The organism is Bradyrhizobium sp. URHA0013 (assembly GCF_000518345.1).
GTDB lineage: Bacteria > Pseudomonadota > Alphaproteobacteria > Rhizobiales > Xanthobacteraceae > Bradyrhizobium.
This window is the reverse complement of sequence record NZ_JADK01000003.1, coordinates 1,354,482-1,377,207: the sequence shown is the minus strand read 5'-3', so window position 1 is coordinate 1,377,207 and position 22,726 is coordinate 1,354,482. Positions and strand designations below refer to the sequence as shown.

Genomic DNA, 22,726 nt, shown 5'->3' with positions numbered 1-22,726 from the left:
AATCTTTCCGCGGAGAAAACCTGGATTGCTTCGTCGCTTCGCTCCTCGCAATGACGGGAATGAATCGCGGTAGCGTGGCTACTCCCGCACCCGCATCAATAGCGCCAACCCCGCGACGAAGAACACCACCAGAACGGCCATGCCGGCCTTCTGGCTCGCCGTCACCGCGGTGATTACGCCGATCAGCAGCGGGCCGATGAAGGACGTCACTTTTCCCGTCAGTGCGAACAGACCGAAATACTGCGCGATGCGGTCCTTCGGTGCGAGACGGACCAGGAGCGTGCGTGAGGCGGCTTGCAGCGGGCCGCCGGCTGCACCGATCAAGCAGCCCAGCACCAGATAAGCGCGCTCAGCCGCAGCGGCGAACAATGCACCGCCGGGCGCGGGCGGCGCGACCTTGATGAAGAAGATCGAATCCTTGTCGACCAGCAGGATCGCCGCCAGCGCCAGCAGCAGGATCAGCATGCTGCCGGCGATCACGCGCTTCGGCCCGAAGCGATCGTCCAGCTTGCCGCCAAACCAGGCGCCAAACGCGCCGGCGATCGCGAGCATGATCCCGAACGTGCCGATCTGGATCGTGTGCCAGCCGAACGTGCCAGCCGCATAGATGCCGCCGAAGGCAAACAGCGACACCAGACCGTCGGTGTAGATCATGTTGGCGAGCAGAAACGCGGCAAGCGATTTCTGCTGCGGCAGCCCCTTGATCGATTGCTTCAGCTCCGACAGGCCTTCGTGCAGCGCCTCGCGCACCGGGCGCTTCGCCGGATAGTCGGGTGTGAACAGGAACATCGGCGTCACGAAAATGATGAACCAAAGCCCGGTCAACGGTCCGGCGGCGCGGTCGCCCTGATGGCTGACGGGATCAAGCCCGAACAGAGGCGTGAGACCGAGCAGCGTGCGGCCGGTCTCGGGATTGGCTGCGAGCAGGCCGAGCACGATGACCAGGCTGACGATGCCGCCGACATAACCCGTCGCCCAGCCGGTGCCGGAGAGCCGGCCGATCCGCTCCGGCGGCACCAGCGTCGGCATCATCGCATTGTTGAAGAGAGTGGCGAATTCCGCGCCGACGCTGGCGAGCGCGACCGCGGTGAGCAGTGGCGGAATGATCGAGGGATCGCCGGGCTTGCCGATCCACAGCGTGCAGGATGCCAGCACCAGCACTGCACCGAATCCGGCGATCCATGGCTTCCTGCGGCCCGAAGCATCGGCGATAGCCCCCAACACCGGCGACATCAGCGCGATCGCGAGGCCCGCGGCAGCCATCGCAAAGCCCCACAGCGATTGCCCGGTGGCGGGATTCGGCGCAATGCCGGTGGCGAAATAGGGCGCGAACACGAAGGTCGTGATCAGGGTGAAATAAGGCTGCGCGGCCCAGTCGAAGAAGATCCAGCTGACCACGGCGCCGCGCGGCGGATAGGTCCGCTGCGCGCCGGCGATGCGCGCATCCGGGGCGATCGTCGTCACTCCATAATCCTCATCACGAACAGTTTTGCCTCTGTCGGGGCAAACCGTATAGATTGCCGCGCTGCATGTGAACTGCCCATGGCCATTGCGGAAGTTTGATGATGTCGTCTTTCTCGACACGGCGGACATTTTTCGCCTTCCTTGCCACTCTGGCGTTCGGACTTCCGGCCGCGACTGCGCAGGATGCGCGGCGGGCCTATGTGCCGCCCGCGCTCGGCACGGTGCATGCCGTTCCCGCCGAACACGGCATGGTGGTGGCGCAGGAGAAAATCTCCGCGCAGGTCGGCGCCGACATCCTGCGGCGCGGCGGCAACGCCGTCGATGCCGCGGTCGCGACCGGCTTTGCGATGGCCGTGACCTATCCGCGCGCCGGCAATATCGGCGGCGGCGGCTTCATGGTGATTCATTCGAGCGAGCGCAACGAAGACATCACGATCGATTATCGCGAGACCGCGCCGGCTGCGACCACGCCGCAGATTTTCCTCGGCGCCGACGGCAAGCCCGATGCGGCGAAGTCGCGGGATTCCGCGCTCGGCGTCGGCGTGCCCGGCACCGTCGCGGGTCTTGCGCTGGCCCTGGAAAAATATGGCTCGGGCCGGTTCACGCTGGCGCAACTGCTCGAGCCCGCGATCGGGCTCGCCCGCGATGGCTTCCTCGTCGGCGACGACATTGCCGACACGCTGCCGGGCTGGCACAAGCGGCTGGTGCGTTGGCCCTCCTCGGCCAGGATCTTCTCGCGGCCCGATGGCACGCCGCTCGGCGAAGGCGACAGGCTGGTGCAGAGCGATCTCGCCGAAACGCTGTCGGCCGTCGCCGCACAGGGCCCGCGCGGTTTCTATGAGGGGCCGGTCGCGGAAAAACTCGCCAAGGCCGTGACTGACGCGGGCGGCATCATGACGCCGGCCGATTTGAAATCCTATCAGGCGGTCATCCGCGCACCGGTGCGCGGCACTTATCGCGGCTATGACATCGTGTCGATGCCGTTGCCGTCGTCGGGCGGCGTGGTGCTGGTGGAGACGCTCAATATTCTCGAAGGTTTTCAGCTCGCTGATCTGAAGCAGGGGTCGCCGGCCTCGCTGCATCTGCTGATCGAGGCCATGAAGCGCGCTTATGCGGACCGGGCGCGCTATCTCGGCGATCCCGCCTTCGTCAACGCGCCGATCGGGACGCTCACCGCCAAAGACTACGCCGCGAAGCTGCGGGCAACCATCTCCGCCGATCGCGCCACGCCGTCGAAACAGCTCGTTTCCACCGCGACCTCACCGCATGAGGGCAGCAACACCACGCATTTTTCCGTCGTCGACGGCAGCGGCAACGCCGTCAGCAACACCTATACGCTGAACTTCAGCTACGGCGTCGGCCTCGTCGCCGACGGCACCGGCGTGCTGCTCAACAACGAGCTTGACGATTTCACAGCGGCGGTCGGCGCTTCCAATGCCTATGGCCTTGTCGGCTTCGAGGCCAATTTGCCCGGGCCGGGCAAGCGGCCGCTGTCCTCGATGTCGCCGACCATCGTCCTGAAGGACGGCAAGCCGGTTCTGGTGACGGGCTCGCCGGGCGGCAGCCGGATCATCTCGACCGTGCTCCAGGTGATCGTCAACGTCCTCGATTACAAAATGGACGTCGCGGCTGCCGTGGCCGCACCGCGGCTGCATCACCAATGGTTGCCCGACGAGGTCCGGGTCGAGGGCGGCTTCCCCGATCATGTGCTGCTCGAGCTGAAGGCGATGGATCATCTCATCGTCGCGCCGATGGGGCAGACATCGGCGAATTCGATCGCGGTGACCGCCAATGGTCCGCTCGGCGCGCCTGATCCGCGTAGCCGAGGTGCGGAAGCAGCGGGGCAGTAACTCTGTCCTTGCATGGCGCGAAGGCCGGTGGCCGGCTTGCGCGCGCCGCCGCGCGTGCTACCACCGCGAGGCCAAAGAAACTACGAAAGAAAACACTGTCGGGAAACGCACATGACCACAGTTGATCCGAACCAGCGCATCGAACGCGCCGAGATCGAGGACACCAGCCTTCTTGCCTTCTACCGCGACATGAACGCGCCGGAGCGGCGGACGTTCTGGGCCTGCGCCGCAGGCTGGGCGCTCGACGGCATGGACTTCATGATCTATCCGCTGGTGATCGGCACCATCATCGCGCTGTGGAAGGTCGATGCGGGATCGGCCGGGCTCGCCGGCACCGTGACGCTGCTGGCCTCCGCCATCGGCGGCTGGCTCGGCGGCTATCTCTCCGACCATATCGGCCGGGTCAGAACGCTCCAGATCACCATCATCTGGTTCTCGTTGTTCTCGCTGGTCTGCGCGGTCGTGCAGAATTTCGAACAGCTCCTGATCGCACGCGCGGTGCTGGGCCTCGGCTTCGGCGGAGAGTGGGCGGCGGGCGCCGTGCTGATGGGTGAAGCGATCCGGCCGCAATATCGCGGGCGTGCGGTCGGCTCGGTGCAATCGGGCTGGGCGGTCGGCTGGGGCCTTGCAGTGCTGTCGCAGGCGATCCTGTTCTCGGCTTTGCCGGCGGAGACAGCGTGGCGCTGGATGTTCGTGATCGGCGCGCTGCCGGCGCTGCTGGTGTTCTACATCCGCCGCTCCGTGACCGAGCCGGAGATCGCGGCTGAGGCCCGCGCCAAGCAGGCCGCGAGCGGCAATCGTCCGGCGCTCTGGGAAATTTTCTCGGGCCCGATCCTGAAGACCACGATCCTGGCGTCGCTGATGGCGACGGGCTGCCAGGGCGGCTACTACGCCGTCACCTTCTGGGTACCGCAGTTTTTGACCAAGGAGCGGCATCTGTCGATCGTCGGCTCGACCGGCTATCTCTCGACGCTGATCATCGGCTCCTTCATCGGCTATCTCACCGGCGCCTGGCTCGCCGACCGGATCGGACGACGCAATCTCTTTCTGACCTTCTCGATCGGCGCGATCGCGGTTGTGCTGCTTTACACGCAGCTGCCGCTCACCAACGAAATCCTGTGGGTGCTCGGCTTCCCGCTCGGCTTTTTCGCCTCGGGCTATTTCTCCGGCGTCGGCGCGTTCCTGACCGAGCTTTATCCAACGCGACTGCGCGGCTCTGGCCAGGGGTTCTGCTACAATTTCGGCCGCGGCATCGGCGCGCTGTTTCCGTTCCTGGTCGGAGCGTTGTCGGCGACGACGTCGCTTGCGAATGCGATCGCGATGTTCGCGGTGGTGGCTTACGCGCTGTTCTTCATCGCCGCCTTCGCGCTGCCGGAGACGCGCGGGCGCGTGCTGCACGCGGACTGATGCAGGCTAGCTATCGTCCGACCTGATACGGCCCGCCCTTTTCGAGGGCGCGGCTGTATGCTGGCCGCGCATGAATGCGCTCCAGGAACGCCATCGCCTTGGGATGGCCGAGCTCGAGCCCGCCGCGCGCCTGGGCTGCTTCGAGCGGAAAGCTCATCTGGATGTCGGCGGCGGTGAACTCGTTGCCGGCGAACCACTCGCTCTTCGCAAGCTCGCCTTCCCAATAGTCCATGTGCTGCTTGAGCTGCGGATTGACCAATGCTGTGAGCGCCTGGTTCGAAACCTTGCGCACCAGCGGGCGGAGCAACGCCGGCGCGCGCTTCGGCATCAGGGTGAACAGCAGCTTGAGCAGCAGCGGCTGCATCGCCGAGCCTTCCGCATAGTGCAGCCAATAGGTGAAGCGCAGCCGTTCCGGCGTGTTCGGCGGCGGGACCAGCCGGCCGTTGCCGTAGGTGGCGATGAGATATTCGATGATCGCGCCTGACTCGGCGATAGTGTTGCCGTTGTCGGTGATAACGGGCGACTTGCCGAGCGGATGGATGGCGCGGAGCTCCTTCGGCGCGCGCATGTCCGGCTGGCGCTGATAGCGCACGATCTCGTAGGGCACGCCCAACTCCTCGAGCAGCCACAGCACGCGCTGCGAGCGGGAATTGTTGAGGTGATGAACGGTCAGCATTCGCATGGTCCCCGGGGCTAGGCATGGTCGATCGGCCGCGCGTTCGTGCCAGCCCGGGAACACAATGTCGAGCCATCCGGTCGGATATTTTCACCCGGGTATATTGACCTTTGTAATTCACCCGGATATTAAAGTCGCCACCGTGACCAATATGGCAATGATTCCAATGCAGAAGACTTTCACCGCTTTCCAAGGGCATCGCCGTCTGGTCTCCGGGCCAGCCGGAGAGGTCGCGCTGGTCATCAAGCGGATGGCGGAGCGGCCGGACGAGCCCATCGTCATCTTCGAGGACGCTACAGGCCGGTCGATCGACTTCGATCTGCGCGGCGGAGATCGCGAGGTGCTGGCGCGGTTGGCGAAGCTTGTCCCGCCCCCGGTCGAGGAGACCCCATCGCCGAGCGAACCGCGCGGCCGCGGCCGGCCGAAGCTCGGCGTGGTCGCGCGCGAGGTGACGCTGCTGCCGCGGCACTGGGAGTGGCTCAGCGCGCAGCCAGGCGGCGCTTCGGTCGCGCTGCGGAAACTCGTCGAAGAGGCGCGGCGCGCCAGCGGCGCCAAGGACCGCGAGCGGCAGGCGCGCGATGCGGCCTATCACTTCATGTCGACCATGGCCGGCAATCTGCCGCAGTTCGAGGAGGCATCGCGCGCGTTGTTTGCGGATGACCGGCGGCGTTTCACCGGACTGATCGCAGATTGGCCCGCCGACATCCGCGACCACATCGTCAAGCTCGCCTATAGTGATCGCGCTTAGGCGCGCGCCTTCTCCCAACCCCATCGACGGCCAGGCCACGCGCACTTCGCGTGGCGACAGTTTCGCACGCCCTGATGAAAGGCCAATCCATGTCCGCCGCCAAGCCGCTCTGGAAAAGTTTTCTGCGCTTCCTCGCACCGTTGATGCTGAGCAACGCGCTGCAATCGCTGTTTGGCACCGTCAGTAACGTCTATCTCGGCCAGATGATCGGGATCGACGCGCTCGCATCGGTCTCGGTGTTCTTTCCGGTGATGTTCTTCCTGTTCGCCTTCGTCATGGGGCTGAGCACCGGCGCCACGGTGCTGATCGGCCAGGCCTATGGTGCGGGCGAGCAGGGCCGGATCAAGCTCATCGTGGGCACGACGCTCGCGATCGGCCTGCTGCTCTCGATTGCAATTGCACTGATCGGCGGGATCTTCAGCCGCCAATTGATGACGATGCTCGCAACGCCCCCGGACATTCTCGACCAGGCCAGCGCCTATGCCCGCGTCATGCTGCTCACCATGCCGCTCGGCTTCGTCTTCTTGCTGACGACGGCGATGATCCGCGGCGTCGGCGACGCGCTTACGCCGCTGCTGGCGCTGGCCTTGTCGACTGCGATCGGCTTGATCCTGACGCCGATTCTGATCCGCGGGTCGTTCGGATTGCCGGCGGCCGGCATCACCAGCCCGGCCTGGGCCGCGGCGATCGCCAACGTTCTGACGCTGATCGCGCTGGCGGCCTATCTGCTGCGAAGAAAACATGCGTTGGCACCGGACGCTGCACTGCTGCGCCATCTGCGGCTCAATCGTGTGGTGCTGGGACAGATCCTCGGCATTGGACTGCCGAGCGCGATCGGTATGGTGGTGATGGCGATCGCCGAGCTGGTGCTGCTCGGCCTCGTCAACGGCTTCGGCTCGAACGCAACCGCAGCCTATGGCGCGGTCAACCAGGTGATGGGCTACACGCAGTTCACGGCGATGTCGATTTCAATCGCGGTCTCGATACTCGGTGCCCAAGCGGTCGGCCGCGGCGACAGAGCGGGGCTCGACGGCATCGTGCGCACCGGACTGGCGTTCAACATCGTCCTGACGGGCGGGCTGGTGGCGCTGATCTATCTCGCGCCGCGCGCCGTGCTGGGCATCTTCATCACTGACGACACCGTGCTCGATCTGGCGAAGGGCTTGCTCAACATCGCGCTGTGGAGCTCGGTGCCGTTCGGCCTGGCGACGGTGTTTTCCGGCGCGATGCGCGCTGCCGGCGTGGCACTGACGCCGATGCTGCTCGCGATCTTCGCCATCGGAGCAATCGAACTACCGTCCGCGGTGATCCTGAGCCGCACGATCGGCCTTGAGGGTGTGTGGGCCGCCTATCCGATCGTATTCTGCGCCATGTTCCTGTTGCAGATGGGCTATTACCTTCTGGTGTGGCGCAAGCGGACGATCCGGCGTCTGTTCTGACGAACATCAAGAGATTATGACCGTCATTAAAAGGTGGACCCACGGGCCGCGCTACGCCACAATGCGAAAAAGCGATGTCAGGGAGAATGATTTTGACCCGCACAGCCCCGCAATTCCTGTTCGATTTCGGCAGCCCGAACGCCTATCTCAGTCATCTCGCGATTCCGGCGATCGAGCAGCGCATCGGCGTCAAATTCGAGTACGTGCCGATCCTGCTCGGCGGCATCTTCAAGTCGACCAACAACAAGTCGCCGGCCGAGACGCTTGCCGGCGTCAAGAACAAGCGGGAATTCCAGGCGGTCGAGACCGAGCGCTTCGTCAAGCGCTTCAAGGTGCAGCCCTATGTCTGGAATCCGTTCTTCCCGGTCAACACACTGAACCTGATGCGCGCGGCAATCGCGGCGCAGCTCGAAGGCGTGTTCGAAACATACGTCGAGGCCGCCTTCCATCACATGTGGCGCGAGCCGAAGAAGATGGACGATCCGGAAATCGCGGCGAAGGCGCTGGCGTCCTCCGGCCTCGACGCGCAAAAGCTGTTCACCCGCGCCGGGGAACCCGAGGTGAAGGGCAGACTGATCAAGAACACCGAGGACGCCGTCGCGCGCGGCGCGTTCGGCTCGCCGACCTTCTTCGTCGGCGACGAGATGTTCTTCGGCAAGGAGCAGTTGCGCGAGGTCGAGGAGATGGTGTCGGGGAAGTGATTTTCGTAGGATGGACAGATCGAGCCATCATCTCCGATGTCGTCCTGGCGAAAGCCAGGACGACGGCAAGAAACAACGACGACGGCAAGAAACAATAAGGACGATCCCATGCGTATCCTCGTGGTCGGCGCTGGCGCCATCGGCGGCTATTTTGGTGGCAGGCTGTTGCAGGCCGGCCGCGACGTCACCTTCCTGGTTCGGCCGCGGCGCGCCAGCGAGCTCGCGAGCGCCGGCCTCGTCATCAAGAGCCCGAACGGCGACGTGACCTTGAAAAATCCGCCGACCGTTCAGGCCGACGCGCTCAAGGACAAGTTCGACGTCGTGCTGCTCAGCTGCAAGGCCTTTGACCTCGACGACGCCATCAAGTCGTTCGCGGCAGCAGTCGGGCCGAATACCGCGATCATCCCGATGCTCAACGGCATGAAGCATCTCGACATCCTCGACGACAAGTTCGGCAAGGAGCGCGTGCTCGGTGGCCTCTGCGCCATCGCCGCAACGCTCGACGAGAAGCGCGAGGTGGTGCAGCTCCAGCCGATGCAGTCGATCAATTACGGCGAGCGCGATGGCAAGCTGTCGGATCGGGTCAAGGCGATCGACGAGGCCTTCAAGAACGGCATCAATGGTGCCACGGCCAGCCAGAACATCATGCAGGACATGTGGGAGAAGTGGGTGTTCCTCTCCTCGCTGGCGGCGTCCACCAGCCTGATGCGCACCTCTGTCGGCAACATCCTCGCCGCTCCCGGTGGCAGGGATTTCCTGCTCGGCATGCTGGACGAGACCAGCGCGATCGCCGCCGCGTCTGGCTACACGCCGGGCGGGCCGTTCTTCGAGCGCGTGAAGGGCAACCTCACCACCGAGGGTTCACCGATGACGGCCTCGATGTTTCGCGACGTCAAGGCGGGTCTGCCGGTCGAGGCCGATCACGTCATCGGCGACCTCATCGCGCGCGCTGACGCCGCCAAGGTGCCGGTCCCGAAGCTGCGCATCGCCTACACGCATTTGAAGGCGTATGAGAAGCAGCGGGCGGGGTAGGCGCACCTTCCGCTATTTGAAGTACGCGAGATAGTGCGAGACCGCGGTGATTTCCTCATCACTCATGTGATAGGCGACATCGGCCATCGCAGCGCCTCCACCGCCGACGCGCTGGCTGCTCTTGTAGTCGTGCAGCGCCTTGACCAGGTATTCCTCGCGCTGGCCCGCGAGCCGCGCGACGGCCTTGGTGCCGGCAAAATTATCCGTATGACATGAGGCGCAGCGGCGGCCGACGGCAACTTGCGCGCCCTTTTTCGACAGGTCCGGATCCTTGTCTTCCGCCGCAGTCGGCGGCGTCAGCGCGGCGAAATAGGCGCCCAGATTGCGGACGTCCTCGTTGGTGGTCTCCTCGGCGATCGGCTGCATCTGATCGTTCTTGCGCGAGCCGGCGCGAAAGAACACCAGCTGCCATTGCAGGTATTGATCGGGCTGGCCGGCGAGCGAGGGAATGTTCTCGGTCTGCGAGATTCCGTTCTCGCCGTGACAGCCGGCGCAGACGGCGGCCTTCTCCTTGATCGCGGCATTGTCGGCGGCGCTTGCGGGGAGAGAGCCGAGTGCGAGGAGCGCAACCGCGCTGATTGCGTGCGAGATGAACTGCCGGCGCATGATTGGAATTTCCGATCTGTCGAACGCTCATTCCGGGGCGGCGAAGCGCGTGCCCGGAGTTCGATAACCCCCGTTCGTCACTATGGGTTCCGGACTTCTACGTAAGCAGGAACGACCGCGTGCGAAATTGAAATGAGAAAGGCTGCGGCGCCCCTCGGCACCGCAGCCTCGTGTCGTCTTAGGCTACTTCTTGCTGTAGCTGATGCGGTAGATCGCGCCGGCCCAATCGTCGGCGACGAGGATCGAGCCATCCTTGGCGAGGATGATGTCGTCGGGACGGCCGAGATAGCCCTGGTCACCCTCGATCCAGCCGGAGGCGAACACTTCCTGCTTGGCGTTCTTGCCGTCGGGACCGACGATCACGCGCATGATGCGGCCGCCCTGGTACTTGTGACGATTCCAGGAGCCATGCTCGGCGATCAGGATGTTGTTCTTGTACTCGGCCGGGAATTGGTCGCCGGTATAGAACTTCATGCCGAGCGGAGCGACGTGAGCGCCGAGGTTCAGCACGGGCGGCGTGAACTCGGAGCATTTGTGGCCCATCGCGAACTTGGTATCCGGCAGGTCACCCTGGTGGCAGTAGGGATAGCCGAAGTGCTCGCCGATCTTGCTGATCATGTTCAGCTTGTCCGAGGGCAGATCGTCGCTGATCCAATCGCGGGCATTCTCGGTGAACCAGAACTTGCCGGTGCGCGGATCGACGTCGCCGCCGACCGAGTTGCGAACGCCGAGCGCATAGATTTCCGCATTGCCGGTCTTGGGATCGACGCGGCGGATCTGCGACACGCTGGTCGGGGGAACGCCGATGTTGAAGGGCGGTCCGAACGGAATGTAGAACCAGCCTTCCTTGTCGACCGCGATGTACTTCCAGCCATGCGCGGCATAGGACGGCATGTCGTCATAGACGACCTTGCCCTCGCCGGGATTGTCGAGCTTGTTTTCGATGTCGTCGTAGCGGATCAGCTTGTCGACCGCGATGACGTAGAGCGCACCGTCCTTAACGGCCAGACCCGTGGGCATGTTCAGCCCCTTGAGGATGGTCTTGACCTCTTTCTTTCCGTTGTTGTCCTTGATGGCGTAGACGTTGCCGAGGCCGAACGAACCGACGAACAGCGTGCCCTTGTCACCCCAGGCCATCTGCCGCGCGGCCAGCACACCGGAGGCGTAGACCTCCATCTTGAAGCCCGGCGGCAGCTTGACCTTCTTGACGATGTTGGCGAGCTCGGAATCGGACGCGCCGGTCGGCGGACCGGACGGCGGCGCCAGGCCCTTCTGCGCCTCGGTCTCGTCGCCGAGGAACCAGTCGTCCGGCGGATGGGTCCAGAACTCCTTGGTGCCGGATTCGTATTTCTTCAGCGGCTTGTTCTTGTCCTGCTGCTGCGCGTGACCGGCGCTTGTCCCCGCGAGAAGGGCAACCGCTGCAAGCGCCAGGACGGATTGAAAGACGGATCGATGGAATTTCATCGCGTCACTCCCCTAAGGCAGCCGTCAGGGCTGCACATTTATTTTATTTTGCTATCGAGAGGCGAAGTTCGGACTCTGTCGAGAGGACAGACGCAGAAGGTTAGCACATCTGCGAGCGGTGAGAAGCGCGCCGCGTGCGCCGCGATAGCGCTCAGTAAAAATTGAGACGTAAAGTCAATGATGGCGAATGCCGCGACGACACCGCTCTCGCTGCAGCGCGGAATCAAGATCACGCGCGGCTAATTTGCAGGCAGCAGGAGGTCCGGAACAAAAAAACGCGAAAACAACCCCATGCACAGTAGAAATGCTCTGGCCGCCTTGCTGCCGGTGACGCCGGGTAGACATTTGACGCGTCGAGCGAATTCGCGAAGGTGGCGGCTAAGAGGCGACGGGGTAGGGACCATCGTCGAAAATCGTCTCATGATAGCCTTTCGAGCCGACATCGCGCGCGAGCGTGCTGCGAAAATCGCGCTCATCGCGAAGACAGTTCAGGACATGCGCGAAGTCGAATTCGGGCCGCCAGCCCAGTTCGCGCCGCGCACGCTCATTGACATAGACGCGGTCGATCGCAGGGAACAGCCGCCAGCCGCGCGCAGCAAAGAGCTCCGCACACTCCGGATAGAGCTCGCGCACGACACCGGCCGCGTCACGTGCCAGCGCCGCGAGATGGCGTTGCTCGAACGGGCTCGTGGCCGACAGGATGTAGCGGGCAAACCCGATGTCCGGCGCGCGCTCGGCGGCGAGGAGATCGGCGTTCACCGCGTCCGCGATATCCAGCCGGCGATAGAGCAGCTCGTTGGCCTGCGCGTTCTCCGGCGCGTAAGCCGACCGCATCGCCGGATCGTCATCGACTTCCGGGAAGAAGCGCGAGGTCCTCAAGACCACGACGGGCAGGCCGCGCTCGCGACAGAACAGCTCGCAGAGAGTTTCGGCCATCAGCTTGGTCGTGCCGTAGATGTTCTTCGGGATCGGGGGCAGATCCTCGGTGACCCACACCGCGGCTTGGCCCGCGTCGGAGCGGAGCTGCGAGCCGAACGCGCTGGTGGTGCTGGTGAAGACAAAACTGCGCACGCCGGCGGCCATGGCTGCTTCAAGCAGGTTGAGCGTGCCGGTGACGTTGGTGTCGATGAAGGCTTGCTTGCTGTGGGTCGCCACATGCGGCTTGTGCAGCGTCGCGGTGTGGATCACGGCGGTGACACCGTCCATCTGGCCCCGCACGAAATCGGGATCGACGATCGAACCGACGGCGTCGGTGAAGGGCGACGCCTTCAGGTCGATGCCCCGCGCAGGCGAACCGCGCCGGCGGAGCGTGCGGAGAAGGGCCTCGTCAAGATGGCCCGCGCTGCCGGTAACCAGAATCGTCATTCGTGACCCAATACAGCCGCCAGCGGCGTGGAAAACCACGTGCCCGTCCGGTCCGGCTGGATGCTTTGGGAAAAATTGGAGCGGGCGAAGGGGCTCGAACCCTCGACCCCGACCTTGGCAAGGTCGTGCTCTACCACTGAGCTACACCCGCATCCTGTGTCGGTCGCATGACTGCGCCGGCAACGGCTGTCGTATGCCAAAAGCGGGAGGGGAATGCAACAGCTACCGGCGGCATAGATTTGCAATCGGAGGCCGGATATGGACCCGAACGCGGCCAAATGACCCAAAAAGGTCCCGGAACCGCCGAATCGGCCCGCATGGATTGAAATTCGGCCGGCCCGGCCCAATTTAGGGCCAACAGCGAAGCATATGAAATGGCGACGTGCTAAAGACCCGCCAATTTCAGACATCAGACGAGGGGATCCCGTGACGATCATCGACCAGGGTAACGGAGCAGCGGGCCCGGCTGCCGCCGATCTGATCAAGGACACGACCACCCAGACCTTCGTGAAGGACGTCATCGAGGAATCGAAGCACCAGCCGGTGCTGATCGACTTCTGGGCGGAGTGGTGCGGCCCCTGCAAGCAGCTCACGCCTTTGCTGGAAAAAGCGGTCAAGGCCGCCAAGGGCAAGGTCAAGCTGGTCAAGATGAACATCGACCAGCATCCGGCGATCCCGGGCCAGATGGGCATCCAGTCGATTCCGGCGGTGATCGCCTTCGTCAACGGCCAGCCGGCCGACGGCTTCATGGGCGCGGTCCCGGAGAGCCAGCTCAACGCCTTCATCGAGAAGCTGACCAAGGGCGTGACCGCGCCGGGTGAGCCGAATGTCGCGGAAATCCTCCAGGAGGCCGAGGCCGTGCTCGCCGAGGGCGATGCCGCCGCGGCCGCCCAGATCTACGCGGAAGTGCTGCAGCACGAATCGACCAACATCGCAGCCCTCGCCGGGCTCGCGAAATGCTACGCCGTATCGGGCGCGATGGAGCAGGCCAAGCAAACGCTCGCCATGGTGCCGGAATCCAAGCGCAACGACCCGGCTGTGAAAGCCGTGCAGACCGCGATCGATCTCGCCGAGCAGGCCGAGCAGCTCGGGCCCGTCGCCGAGCTGGAACAGAAAGTCGCCGCAGACCCGCTCGATCATCAGGCCCGATTCGACCTCGCGATCGCGCTCAACGCGCAAGGCAACCGGGCCGCGGCCACCGAGCAGCTGCTCGCGATCGTCAAACGCGACCGCAAATGGAACGACGACGGCGCCCGCAAGCAGCTGGTGCAGTTCTTCGAGGCCTGGGGCGGCACCGACGATGCAACCGTCGAGGGACGCAAGCGCTTGTCGATCATCCTGTTTTCCTGACGATGATTGATCCATCACAGCCGGCGGAGCGTTAGGCATCATGACTTGATGCGGACAATGGGGACCAGATGCCGATCAACATCGAATATCGCGGGCCCGCCGACCTTCCGGAGATCCTTCCGGTGTTTCCGCTGCCGGGCGCGCTGCTGCTGCCGCGCGGGCAGATGCCGCTCAACATCTTCGAGCCGCGCTACCTCGCGATGATCGACGATGCCTTCCGCGACGGCCATCGCCTGATCGGCATGATCCAGCCCGACATCGCGCATTCGGCCAAGAACTCCGACAAGCCTTCGCTGTTCAGCGTCGGCTGTGTCGGCCGCATCACCCAGCTCGCCGAATCCGGTGACGGCCGCTACATCCTCGAGCTCACGGGTGTCTCGCGCTTCAAGGTGCTCGAGGAGCTCGAAGTGCTCACCGCCTACCGGCAGTGCAAGGTGGATTTCTTTGCCTTCGTCGACGACTTCACGCCGCGCATGGGCGAGGACGAGGTCGATCGCGAGGCACTGCTGACGGTGCTGGCGGATTTTTTGAAGGCCAACAACCTCAAGGTCGACTGGGAGGGCGTCGAGACCGCCCCCAACGAAGCGCTCGTCAACGCGCTGGCGATGATGTCGCCCTATGGCGTGGCCGAGAAGCAAGCGATGCTGGAAGCGCCCGACCTGAAGACCCGCGCCGAAATTTTGATCGCGGTGACCGAGATGGACCTCGCGAAGAAGCGCACCAGTGGCGATCCGCCGCTGCAGTGACAGGTGCCTGCGCGCCTGCTCAGGAATGATGCCGGATGCGCTTGCGTCCGGTGATCATCGCGCTGATCAGGTTCTCCCGCTGAAGACGCCCCATCATCAGCACGCCCAGGACGTGCAGCACGACCAGGACGATAACCGCGTCGGATGAATAGTGGTGGGTGTCCTCGACCCACCAGACGCCGAAAAAGGTCACGGTCACCGACATCGCGCCTGATATCGTCGAGACCGCGAGCGAGACCAGCAGCGCCACCAGCATCAACGTGCCGGCGGGATTGAGCCCGATATAGCGGCCGGTGATGCCGCGGCGCAGATTCCAGAGATAATTCGGCGCGGCCCGAAGCCTGACGCCGACCATGCGGAAGCGCGAATAGCGGCTTCCCCAAAGACCCCAGACCAGACGGAAGGCAACAAGCCCGAGCACCGTATAACCGATGATGCGGTGAAGTCCGTCATAGACGGTCGGCGTGAACCACGCCGCCAGAACGCAAGCCGCGAGCGCCCAGTGCCAGAGCCGCAGCGGCAGGTCCCAGACCGCGACTGTCCGCGAAACGGTTCGATCCGCGGGGGTCCGGTTGGACTCCCCGCGTGCGTGCGGCACCGTTTCTTCGATCAAGCGAGGACCACCCTCAGGCATGACTTTGCGCAGACCATTTGCGCGCAGACCATCTGGCGCGGTCTACTTCGCAATCGTGTGCTTCAGGCTGAGATCTTCGGGGCTGTAGAACAGCTCGTAAAGCTTGCCTTCCTTGACGCCGTAGACCTCGTAGCACGAGCCTTCGATCTTGGAGCGCCGCACTTCGTAGCCGAGCGCCTTGGCCTTGGCTTCCGCTTCGCTCGCCGGCTTCCACGACGCCTTGTCGAGCTTGGTGCAGTCCTTGAAACCGTCGGCCGAGGCGGCCGATCCCATCCCAATCCCGATCGTCAATGCAACGGCAACAACACGAATAACCTTCACGAACGTCTCCTCTTCTGTCGTGGGCGCTACGCCCTGGGGCGAAGCGGGACCGAAGGAAGCAAAGCACATGATGAAGTCAATGCGGTTCGCGGCCGGCTCGCTTTAGAGTTATTCTAACGATCCGAAAAAGATCAGCGGTCTCCGTATGCAGCGCGCATTCGAGACGACACTGCGGCCTTACGTCTCACGGTTTGCGCGCAGCCAATCCGACCAAGAGAGACGTCCTCTCACGCCGCGGCTGACGACAAAACCCATGCCCCGCGCCTTCGCATCCGAAAGGCCTATCGGCAGGATCCTTCGATGCAGTTTCCTCGCATCCTGATATTGGCGGGCGAAGGTAACGAGATCGAGCGCTTCGGGGCCGCCAATCTCCGTGCGCTCGTCGCGCAGCCCGTCGAACGCGCAAGTCACGACATGAGCGGCCACATCGGACGTGTCGACGGGATCGAACGTCGTGGTCGGCACCGGCCAGAGCGGAAGCCAGGCGAGGCCCGAGAGGAACTTGTCGAGCAAATAGTAGAACGGCATTGCGCGAACCACGGACCATGACAGGGCCGACGCACGCACCAGCCGCTCGCCGGCCAGCTTGACGCGGGCGTAAGGCAACGTCGCCTCTTCGAGGCCGACGATCGAGACGTGAAGGAAGTGCTGTACCCCGGCCCGCCCGCAGAGCTGCAACAGCCGCTCGGTGCCCTCGACGTCCACGGCAGAGGGCGACCTGTAGAAGTCTATCGGGCGAACGCCGCCACGCCGCGCGATCGGCGAATAGGTCGCCGCATTGATGACCGTGTCGACCTCCCTCAACGCCTCTCGCAGTCCCGCGCCTGTCGCGAGGTCTCCATTCGCCCATTCCACATCCGGCCGCGCGCCCGGCGTTCGCGCAAAAACCCGGACGCGTCGCCTGTCCTGAACGAGACGATCGACGATATCACGACCCAGGTGACCCGTGCCTCCGGTGACCAGCGTGACCGCCATATGTCAGCCCCCGCCAATCTTGCGCGGCGGCTCGCCGGTCGGAATGAGGACGGTCTCGCCCGTTGCGACGAGCGACAGTTCGCCATGCTCATCTGCTGCGAACAGCTCGGCACGGGCGAACGCCTGCCTGCGCCCGGCACGAAGGGTCATTCCCTTGGCGATGAAAAGGCGACCGATGGCCGGTTTGAGGCAGTTCATGGAAAAATGAGACGCGGTGACCGAGCCCGCCAAGGTCGCGGCAGCAAAGCCGCAGGCGGTGTCGAGCAAGGCTGCAATCAGGCCGGCGTGCAGATGCCCGGAATATTGGGTGAAGTCGTCACGCCATGTCATGCGGATGGTCGCTTTGCCGTTGCCGGCCGCAACCACTTCAAGGCCAGCGAGGCCGTTGAATGCCGCGGATGCGTTCACGGCGCCGAGCGTTGGCAGATCAAATCCGAAGCTTTCGCTCACGTCATGCTCCATCGTGGAGCCCGGTTGTCGAGATTGCTCGCCACGGCCTCTAAATGGTTGGCAGATCCGAGCAGGGCTGCCTGCTCGGCGGTCTCCGCAGCAAGCCCCGTCGCCACGTCGGAGGCCGCAGAAGGATTGAGCAGCCGCTTGGCCGCGCGGATCGCAGCGGGGCTGCGCCGGGCAATTTCATGCGCCGTTGCCAGCGCGGCCCCGACAGGATCTTCGGCGAGCTGCGTCGCAAAGCCATACGCAAGCGCCTGTTCGGCCGAGAAGACGCGGCCCGTATAGGTCAGCTCGCGAACAACGTCGTCGCGCGCAAGGTGACGCATCAATTGCGTGCCGCACATATCGGGCACGAGGCCCCATTTCGTCTCGATGATAGCGAGTTTCGTTGCGGGTGCGAGATAGCGGAGGTCTGCACCGAGCGCGAGCTGGAAGCCGCCGCCGAAGGCGACGCCATGCACCGCTGCGATCACAGGCACCGGCAACTCACGCCAGAGCCAGACCAGATGCTGGGCATAATTGGCGATGCCATGCGTTCGCCGCGTCAGGTCGATCGACGGAATCAGCGCTTCGCCGTTCGCGGTGGCGACGAGCCGATCGAGGTCGACGCCCGCGCAGAATGCACGCCCTTCGCCGGACAGGACGACGGCACGGATGTCGTCGCGCGCACCAAGCTGCGTACCGGTCTCGATGATCGCCGCGAACATCGCCGGGTCTAGCGCATTCATCTTGTCGGGGCGATTGAGCCGGACATGGGCGACGCCGATATCGATGGTCAGCCGGACACGATTTTCCATGACACTGCTCCGGTGGGTCCGTGGCTTGTCGGCGCGTCGCTCAGTAGCCGGCGACCGCCATGACGACGACGGCGCTGAGCGCCATCCATCCAAAATGCCGGCCGCGGGTGGCCCATGCGTTGGCGAGAGCAGAGAAGCCGAACACTCCGGCCATGGTGACGACGATCCAGTGGCGCGCCGACTCCGATTGCATCCAGGGCGCCGCGATCAGGAGCACACCGCCGCCAATCCAGGCGACGGTAGAGGCCTGCCAGACCAGGCGGATCAGGGTGCGGAGCCGTTCCGGCTCGATGCGAGCGCGGGCAAAGACCTTGGTCTCGCCGAGAATGCCATGAACGAGGGCCACGGCAATGGTCACGACCCCGGCGCACTGGAGCAAGAGATCACGCATCGTCAAAGCTCCCTGCAAATCTGATCCATACAGTTATGTATGGTGAGATAGGCGCTGGCCTGCCGGCTGTCAATACACTAGTGTATGGTTTGCACCCGGAACCCGACATGACCGAACAGCTGACCGCCGACGACTGGATCAAACAGGGCCTGAAGGCGCTCGCGCGAGACGGCTTCACCGCGGTGAAGGCCGATCCGCTGGCGAAAGCCATGGGGGTCTCGCGCGGCAGCTTCTATTGGCATTTCGCCGATCTCGGCGCGTTCCATGCTGCTCTCTTGAAGCGCTGGCGCGAGATCGCGGCCGAGCAGATCATCGCCGATGTCGAGACGGACAGCGACGAGCCGCTGAAAGCGCTGCTGCGCAGGACCTTTGGCGCGCGGCTCGAACTCGAGCGCGCGGTGCGGAACTGGGCGGCCTTCGATGCAGCGGCACAATCGGCGGTGCGTGCCATCGACCGGCGCAGGTTTGACTATATCGAGGAGCTGCTGAAGAAGCGCGGGTTCGAGGCGGCGACGGCGCGAGCCCGCGCCCAAATCCTGTACTGGACGTTTCTCGGCTTCGCCCTGTCGGGGCCGCCATTGCCCGCCGCACGGCTCGAGGGCCTGCTCGACGAGATCCTGCGGATGGTTTCCGCTTGAGGCGACGCGATGGGCTGCCACGATTTTTTATGCTAGAGGCAACCGACCGCCGGAGACCCCCATGAACGCGCCCACCGAACGCCCCGAAGCCAGCGTCGATCCGAAATTGCTGGAGATTCTGGTCTGCCCGCTGACCAAGGGTCCGCTGGAGTTCGATTCTGCAAAGCAGGAGCTGATCTCGCGCAGCGCCAGGCTGGCCTATCCGATCCGCGACGGCATCCCGATCATGCTGCCGGAAGAGGCCCGCAAGATCGATTGAGAGACTTGTGGCCCGTTGAGAGACTTGTAGCCCGGATGGAGCGCATCGAAATCCGGGCTACCAAAAATTCTACAGCGCTTCGCCCTTCAACAACCGCGGTATCTCACCGGTCAAACCCGCGGCCTGGCGGATGAACAGGTTCTTCAGCGGCGGGGCGCGATCGACCAGGCCGAGGCCGATGTCGCGCACAGTGCGCAGCAGCGTCGATTGGTTGGAGAACAGGAAGTTCAGCGAGTTGGTGGCAACGCCCATCGCCATGGTGTCGAAGCGGCGCCAGCGCTGGTAGCGCTCGAGCACGTCGGCGGCGCCGAGATCCATGCCGAGCCGCGCGGCATCCACGACGACCTCGGCCAGCGCGGCGACATCCTTCAGCCCCATGTTGAGACCCTGGCCCGCAATGGGATGGATGACGTGGGCGGAATCGCCGACCAGCGCGAGGCGCTGGGCAATGAAGGAGCGTGCCACGAAATAGGACAGCGGAAACGCGCGCGGCTTGTCGAGCGCCTTCACCTCGCCGAGATGCAGGCCGAAGCGCTGCTCGAGCTCGCCGTGAAATTCCTCGTCGCTCAACGCAACGATACGCGCGGCTTCGCTGCGGCGCTCGGTCCATACCAGCGAGGAGCGCTTGCCCGAAAGCGGCAGGATCGCGAACGGCCCCGCCGGCAGAAAATGCTCTTCGGCGCGGCCCTCGTGATCGCGCTCATGGCCGACGGTGACGACGATGCCGGATTGATCGTATTCCCAGCCATGGGTGGCGATGCCGGCGCGCTCGCGCAGTTTCGACTTCGCACCGTCGGCCGCGACCAGGAGGCTCGCTGCAATCACGCTGCCGTCGCCGAGCGTCACGTCGATACCTTCGGCCCGCGCGTCGTAAGACGACACGGTGGTTGCGCGGAGATCGATGCCCTCGGCCTCGGCGCGCACCACCAGCGCATCGATCAGGCGCCGGTTCTCGACCATATGCGCGAAGGGCTCGCCCGGCGCGACATCGCCGGCAAAGTTGAGGAACGCCGGGCGGGTGGCGTCTTCCAGCTTGGAATCGGTGACGACCATGTCGAGGATCGGCTGCGCCTCGCCCCTGACGTCGTCCCAGGCGCCGATTGCCTCGAACAAGCGGCGGCAGGCCGCCACGATCGCGGTCGCGCGCGGGTCCCGGCTCGGACGTGTCCCGAGCGCCGGGTCGGCGACGATGACGGGGATCTCGGGGCCGAGCCCCTGGCGCAGCGCCAGGGCTAGCGCCAGGCCCGCAAACGCGCCGCCACCAATGACAATGCTACCCTGTACCGACATACCCAATTCCCGGCTAAGTCTTTCGCGTTTTCTTGGTCTTGCTACCAGACTTGAGGTGGGCGAAACAGTGCGGTGAAACAAGGGCGGAACGCCCCCATTGTGTCGTTCCGGAGCAGCGAAGCCGGGGCGGCAAGGCGAAAGCTGAATTCCATGTCCAAGAGCCTGATCGACCTCATCTCGATCCTCGACCTCGAACAGCTCGAGGTGAACCTGTTCCGTGGCAACAGTCCGAAGACCAGCTGGCAACGGGTATTCGGCGGCCAAGTGATCGGGCAGGCGATGGTTGCGGCGTGCCGCACCGTCGAGGGCCGGCTGCCGCATTCGCTGCATTGCTATTTCATCCTGCCGGGCGATCCGCAGATTCCGATCATCTACCAAGTCGAGCGTCTGCGCGACGGCAAGAGCTACTCGACGCGGCGCGTCACCGCGATCCAGCACGGCAACGCGATCTTCTCGATCATGGTGTCGTTCCATGCCGAGGAAGAGAGCGCGTTCGATCACCAGGACAAGATGCCCGACGTGCCGCCGCCGGAGAAGCTCACGGCCGAGGAGGTCGCGAAGCAGCCGATGTTCAAGGAGATGCCGGAGTTCATCCGCCGCTACTATGAATCCGACCGTCCGATCGAGCTGCGCCCGGTCGAGCTCGGCCGTTATTTCGGTGACAGGATCGAGGACGGCCGCATCCATGTCTGGATCAAGACCGCGGCGACGCTGCCGGACGATCCGGCGCTGCACATGTGCGCGCTGGCCTACGCGTCCGACTTCTCGCTGCTCGATGCGATCATGGCGCGCTACGGCCGTACCCTGTTCGACAAGCGCATGATGCCGGCGAGCCTCGACCACGCGATGTGGTTTCACCGCCCGTTCCGCGCCGACGAATGGCTGCTCTACGCACAGGATTCGCCGAGCGCGCGAAGCGGCCGCGGCTTGACCCGTGGTTCGATCTTCAAGCCCGACGGCACGCTGGTGGCTTCCGTCGCGCAGGAAGGCTCGGTGCGCGAGCGGAGAGCCTAGGAGGCATAAGCACGATCGCCTCTCGCGGTCAGGCCCGGAGCGATCCCCGCGGAGCCAGGACGGTCTCCGACGCGAACCAGTTCATGATCCAGCGATACACCCACGGGATCGGGATGATGAAGCCGCACAGGAATGCGGCCACGATGCCGCGCCAGAGAATCCCGAGACCGCTGCCGTTGAAGACGATCTCGCGCCGCGTGCCTTCGATGCTGCGGCAGAACCAGCGGATCTGAGCCGCGGCGACCCAGGCCCAGCCGATGATGGTGATGATGGAGATCGCGAACAGCAGGCTCCAGCCGACATAGGCCCAGACCGTGCCGGTGAAGCTCAGGCCGAGCGGCTGCCCGTTGGAGGCGAGGTTCGCGACCATCCATTTGATCAGGAGCCAGTAGAGAGCGATCTGGGCGATGAACAGCAAATTGCTCAGCAAGGGGACACCGATCAACCCGATCACGATCGCCAGAACGATGAAGCCGAAATACCAGGGCACCAGCGCCATCGCATTCCCGGTGAAGCTGAGATTGGGCCGCCCGGGGACCTTCACGCAGGACACGATCCATTTCGTGTACCAGACGAACACCCACGGCACCGGGATGATGAAGCACATGCCGATCAGCATCACGATGCTGCGCCACGTGAACTCGAGGATGCCGAAATCGACCGCCAGCGATCCTCCGCCGCCACCGCCGCCGTAGCCTCCGGAGCCCATCATCGGCGGGCCGCCAGCGGGCATCATCGGGGGCGCACCGCCGCCGCCGATCAGGCCGGGGATTTCGGCGGCCTTCTGCCAGCCGGCCATGCCTTCCGACCACACCAGCGTATCCGGACGCACGACACCCTGGGCAACGAGATCGCGGAATTGCCCCTCCTGATAGGGTCCCTGCTGCTTACCCTCGGATGCGTAGAACCAACTCGCCATGAGACGTCCCCCTCGAACATAGTTTTGTACCGGCCGCGACGCTTGGGTTCATCGCATCCATTCCAAAAACGCATTGTGGAGGATGAACGGCTGCCCTGTACAGAGGCGGTCGTTCACATCGCCCAACGATTTTCCGCTTCAATCTGCAAGTTTTTTATGCCATTTGCCCGGAAAGATGCCAGATTGA

The 22,726-nt window shown here is 64.3% G+C and carries 24 protein-coding genes and 1 tRNA gene; 11 read left to right on the top strand and 14 right to left on the bottom strand.

Annotated features, from left to right (window positions below):
* Positions 1-78: 78 nt before the first annotated feature.
* The gene (locus tag N551_RS0106710) at positions 79-1,464 is read right to left on the bottom strand and encodes an MFS transporter (RefSeq protein WP_027566293.1); all 1,386 of its coding nucleotides are present in this window, start codon (positions 1,462-1,464) and stop codon (positions 79-81) included.
* 98 nt (positions 1,465-1,562) lie between these two features.
* Here N551_RS0106710 and ggt point away from each other — a divergent pair, with 98 nt between their 5' ends.
* Together ggt and N551_RS0106700 are read left to right on the top strand one after the other, a co-directional pair.
* Positions 1,563-3,314, top strand: coding sequence for a gamma-glutamyltransferase (ggt, locus tag N551_RS0106705; protein WP_027566292.1), 1,752 nt, complete (start codon positions 1,563-1,565; stop codon positions 3,312-3,314).
* A 111-nt stretch (positions 3,315-3,425) separates the two neighbouring features.
* Positions 3,426-4,721 (top strand): MFS transporter, encoded by a 1,296-nt coding sequence (locus tag N551_RS0106700; protein WP_027566291.1) that lies wholly within the window; start codon positions 3,426-3,428, stop codon positions 4,719-4,721.
* Positions 4,722-4,731: 10 nt separating this feature from the next.
* Here the strand turns inward: N551_RS0106700 and N551_RS0106695 are convergent, their stop codons facing one another.
* Complete coding sequence (locus N551_RS0106695) at positions 4,732-5,397, bottom strand: glutathione S-transferase family protein (RefSeq protein WP_027566290.1); 666 nt, start codon at positions 5,395-5,397, stop codon at positions 4,732-4,734.
* A 151-nt stretch (positions 5,398-5,548) separates the two neighbouring features.
* On the opposite strand from N551_RS0106695, the gene N551_RS0106690 reads away from it, so the two are divergent.
* The 4 genes from N551_RS0106690 (at position 5,549) to panE (ending at position 9,317) form a co-directional block, all read left to right on the top strand.
* Positions 5,549-6,145 carry a DUF2239 family protein gene (locus N551_RS0106690; RefSeq protein WP_027566289.1) on the top strand — a complete coding sequence of 199 codons (597 nt, stop codon included), beginning with the start codon at positions 5,549-5,551 and terminating at the stop codon, positions 6,143-6,145.
* 89 nt (positions 6,146-6,234) lie between these two features.
* Complete coding sequence (locus tag N551_RS0106685; RefSeq protein WP_027566288.1) at positions 6,235-7,584, top strand: MATE family efflux transporter; 1,350 nt, start codon at positions 6,235-6,237, stop codon at positions 7,582-7,584.
* Positions 7,585-7,670: 86 nt separating this feature from the next.
* A complete protein-coding gene (locus N551_RS0106680; RefSeq protein WP_035961073.1) occupies positions 7,671-8,285 on the top strand; it encodes a 2-hydroxychromene-2-carboxylate isomerase in 615 nt (204 codons plus the stop codon).
* A 108-nt stretch (positions 8,286-8,393) separates the two neighbouring features.
* Entirely contained in the window at positions 8,394-9,317 is a 924-nt protein-coding gene (panE, locus tag N551_RS0106675; protein ID WP_027566286.1) for a 2-dehydropantoate 2-reductase, read from the top strand.
* A 12-nt stretch (positions 9,318-9,329) separates the two neighbouring features.
* On the opposite strand, the gene N551_RS0106670 is transcribed toward panE, so the two are convergent.
* The 4 genes from N551_RS0106670 to N551_RS0106655 form a co-directional block, all read right to left on the bottom strand.
* Positions 9,330-9,923 (bottom strand): cytochrome c, encoded by a 594-nt coding sequence (locus N551_RS0106670; RefSeq protein ID WP_027566285.1) that lies wholly within the window; start codon positions 9,921-9,923, stop codon positions 9,330-9,332.
* 183 nt (positions 9,924-10,106) lie between these two features.
* On the bottom strand, positions 10,107-11,387 hold the full coding sequence (locus N551_RS0106665; RefSeq protein WP_027566284.1) for a sorbosone dehydrogenase family protein: 1,281 nt from the start codon (positions 11,385-11,387) through the stop codon (positions 10,107-10,109).
* A gap of 378 nt (positions 11,388-11,765) precedes the next feature.
* A complete protein-coding gene (locus tag N551_RS0106660; RefSeq protein ID WP_027566283.1) occupies positions 11,766-12,752 on the bottom strand; it encodes an NAD(P)-dependent oxidoreductase in 987 nt (328 codons plus the stop codon).
* Positions 12,753-12,828: 76 nt separating this feature from the next.
* Positions 12,829-12,903: transfer RNA gene (locus tag N551_RS0106655), tRNA-Gly, on the bottom strand.
* A gap of 275 nt (positions 12,904-13,178) precedes the next feature.
* Here N551_RS0106655 and trxA point away from each other — a divergent pair.
* Together trxA and N551_RS0106645 are read left to right on the top strand one after the other, a co-directional pair.
* Positions 13,179-14,102 carry a thioredoxin gene (trxA, locus tag N551_RS0106650; RefSeq protein ID WP_027566282.1) on the top strand — a complete coding sequence of 308 codons (924 nt, stop codon included), beginning with the start codon at positions 13,179-13,181 and terminating at the stop codon, positions 14,100-14,102.
* Positions 14,103-14,170: 68 nt separating this feature from the next.
* Positions 14,171-14,848 (top strand): LON peptidase substrate-binding domain-containing protein, encoded by a 678-nt coding sequence (locus tag N551_RS0106645; RefSeq protein WP_027514858.1) that lies wholly within the window; start codon positions 14,171-14,173, stop codon positions 14,846-14,848.
* A 19-nt stretch (positions 14,849-14,867) separates the two neighbouring features.
* Here the strand turns inward: N551_RS0106645 and N551_RS0106640 are convergent, their stop codons facing one another.
* The 6 genes from N551_RS0106640 to N551_RS0106615 all read right to left on the bottom strand — a co-directional run bounded on the left by N551_RS0106640 (position 14,868) and on the right by N551_RS0106615 (position 18,419).
* Complete coding sequence (locus N551_RS0106640) at positions 14,868-15,461, bottom strand: cytochrome b/b6 domain-containing protein (RefSeq protein ID WP_027566281.1); 594 nt, start codon at positions 15,459-15,461, stop codon at positions 14,868-14,870.
* A gap of 63 nt (positions 15,462-15,524) precedes the next feature.
* A complete protein-coding gene (locus N551_RS0106635; protein ID WP_027566280.1) occupies positions 15,525-15,803 on the bottom strand; it encodes a PepSY domain-containing protein in 279 nt (92 codons plus the stop codon).
* 177 nt (positions 15,804-15,980) lie between these two features.
* Positions 15,981-16,778, bottom strand: a complete 798-nt coding sequence (locus N551_RS0106630) for an SDR family oxidoreductase (protein ID WP_027566279.1) — start codon at positions 16,776-16,778, stop codon at positions 15,981-15,983.
* Between the two features lie 3 nt (positions 16,779-16,781).
* Positions 16,782-17,228: a PaaI family thioesterase gene (locus tag N551_RS0106625; RefSeq protein ID WP_027566278.1), complete on the bottom strand. Its 447-nt coding sequence runs from the start codon at positions 17,226-17,228 to the stop codon at positions 16,782-16,784.
* On the bottom strand, positions 17,225-18,028 hold the full coding sequence (locus N551_RS0106620; protein ID WP_027566277.1) for a crotonase/enoyl-CoA hydratase family protein: 804 nt from the start codon (positions 18,026-18,028) through the stop codon (positions 17,225-17,227). The genes N551_RS0106625 and N551_RS0106620 overlap by 4 nt, the downstream gene beginning before the upstream one ends.
* A 40-nt stretch (positions 18,029-18,068) precedes the next feature.
* Positions 18,069-18,419 carry a hypothetical protein gene (locus tag N551_RS0106615; RefSeq protein WP_027566276.1) on the bottom strand — a complete coding sequence of 117 codons (351 nt, stop codon included), beginning with the start codon at positions 18,417-18,419 and terminating at the stop codon, positions 18,069-18,071.
* Between the two features lie 107 nt (positions 18,420-18,526).
* Between N551_RS0106615 and N551_RS0106610 the strand changes: the two genes are divergently transcribed.
* On the top strand, positions 18,527-19,057 hold the full coding sequence (locus tag N551_RS0106610; protein WP_027566275.1) for a TetR/AcrR family transcriptional regulator: 531 nt from the start codon (positions 18,527-18,529) through the stop codon (positions 19,055-19,057).
* A gap of 61 nt (positions 19,058-19,118) precedes the next feature.
* Entirely contained in the window at positions 19,119-19,316 is a 198-nt protein-coding gene (locus tag N551_RS0106605) for a Trm112 family protein (RefSeq protein WP_027514851.1), read from the top strand.
* Positions 19,317-19,385: 69 nt separating this feature from the next.
* On the opposite strand, the gene N551_RS0106600 is transcribed toward N551_RS0106605, so the two are convergent.
* Positions 19,386-20,606, bottom strand: a complete 1,221-nt coding sequence (locus N551_RS0106600) for a ubiquinone biosynthesis hydroxylase (protein WP_027566274.1) — start codon at positions 20,604-20,606, stop codon at positions 19,386-19,388.
* 150 nt (positions 20,607-20,756) lie between these two features.
* Between N551_RS0106600 and tesB the strand changes: the two genes are divergently transcribed.
* The gene (tesB, locus tag N551_RS0106595) at positions 20,757-21,620 is read left to right on the top strand and encodes an acyl-CoA thioesterase II (protein ID WP_027566273.1); all 864 of its coding nucleotides are present in this window, start codon (positions 20,757-20,759) and stop codon (positions 21,618-21,620) included.
* Between the two features lie 28 nt (positions 21,621-21,648).
* Here the strand turns inward: tesB and N551_RS0106590 are convergent, their stop codons facing one another.
* Positions 21,649-22,539: a DUF4339 domain-containing protein gene (locus N551_RS0106590; protein WP_027566272.1), complete on the bottom strand. Its 891-nt coding sequence runs from the start codon at positions 22,537-22,539 to the stop codon at positions 21,649-21,651.
* Between the last annotated feature and the right edge of the window lie 187 nt (positions 22,540-22,726).

Bases quoted from the DNA above. Each gene is read 5' to 3' on its own strand.
- N551_RS0106600 (WP_027566274.1), bottom strand. From the start codon at position 20,606: ATGTCGGTACAGGGTAGCATTGTCATTGGTGGCGGCGCGTTTGCGGGC.
- N551_RS0106690 (WP_027566289.1), top strand. From the start codon at position 5,549: ATGGCAATGATTCCAATGCAGAAGACTTTCACCGCTTTCCAAGGGCAT.
- N551_RS0106610 (WP_027566275.1), top strand. From the start codon at position 18,527: ATGACCGAACAGCTGACCGCCGACGACTGGATCAAACAGGGCCTGAAG.
- N551_RS0106695 (WP_027566290.1), bottom strand. From the start codon at position 5,397: ATGCTGACCGTTCATCACCTCAACAATTCCCGCTCGCAGCGCGTGCTG.
- N551_RS0106670 (WP_027566285.1), bottom strand. From the start codon at position 9,923: ATGCGCCGGCAGTTCATCTCGCACGCAATCAGCGCGGTTGCGCTCCTC.
- N551_RS0106700 (WP_027566291.1), top strand. From the start codon at position 3,426: ATGACCACAGTTGATCCGAACCAGCGCATCGAACGCGCCGAGATCGAG.
- N551_RS0106630 (WP_027566279.1), bottom strand. From the start codon at position 16,778: ATGGCGGTCACGCTGGTCACCGGAGGCACGGGTCACCTGGGTCGTGAT.
- ggt (WP_027566292.1), top strand. From the start codon at position 1,563: ATGATGTCGTCTTTCTCGACACGGCGGACATTTTTCGCCTTCCTTGCC.
- N551_RS0106645 (WP_027514858.1), top strand. From the start codon at position 14,171: ATGCCGATCAACATCGAATATCGCGGGCCCGCCGACCTTCCGGAGATC.
- N551_RS0106660 (WP_027566283.1), bottom strand. From the start codon at position 12,752: ATGACGATTCTGGTTACCGGCAGCGCGGGCCATCTTGACGAGGCCCTT.
- N551_RS0106665 (WP_027566284.1), bottom strand. From the start codon at position 11,387: ATGAAATTCCATCGATCCGTCTTTCAATCCGTCCTGGCGCTTGCAGCG.
- N551_RS0106605 (WP_027514851.1), top strand. From the start codon at position 19,119: ATGAACGCGCCCACCGAACGCCCCGAAGCCAGCGTCGATCCGAAATTG.
- N551_RS0106620 (WP_027566277.1), bottom strand. From the start codon at position 18,028: ATGGAAAATCGTGTCCGGCTGACCATCGATATCGGCGTCGCCCATGTC.
- N551_RS0106685 (WP_027566288.1), top strand. From the start codon at position 6,235: ATGTCCGCCGCCAAGCCGCTCTGGAAAAGTTTTCTGCGCTTCCTCGCA.
- N551_RS0106590 (WP_027566272.1), bottom strand. From the start codon at position 22,539: ATGGCGAGTTGGTTCTACGCATCCGAGGGTAAGCAGCAGGGACCCTAT.
- N551_RS0106615 (WP_027566276.1), bottom strand. From the start codon at position 18,419: ATGCGTGATCTCTTGCTCCAGTGCGCCGGGGTCGTGACCATTGCCGTG.
- tesB (WP_027566273.1), top strand. From the start codon at position 20,757: ATGTCCAAGAGCCTGATCGACCTCATCTCGATCCTCGACCTCGAACAG.
- N551_RS0106680 (WP_035961073.1), top strand. From the start codon at position 7,671: ATGATTTTGACCCGCACAGCCCCGCAATTCCTGTTCGATTTCGGCAGC.
- panE (WP_027566286.1), top strand. From the start codon at position 8,394: ATGCGTATCCTCGTGGTCGGCGCTGGCGCCATCGGCGGCTATTTTGGT.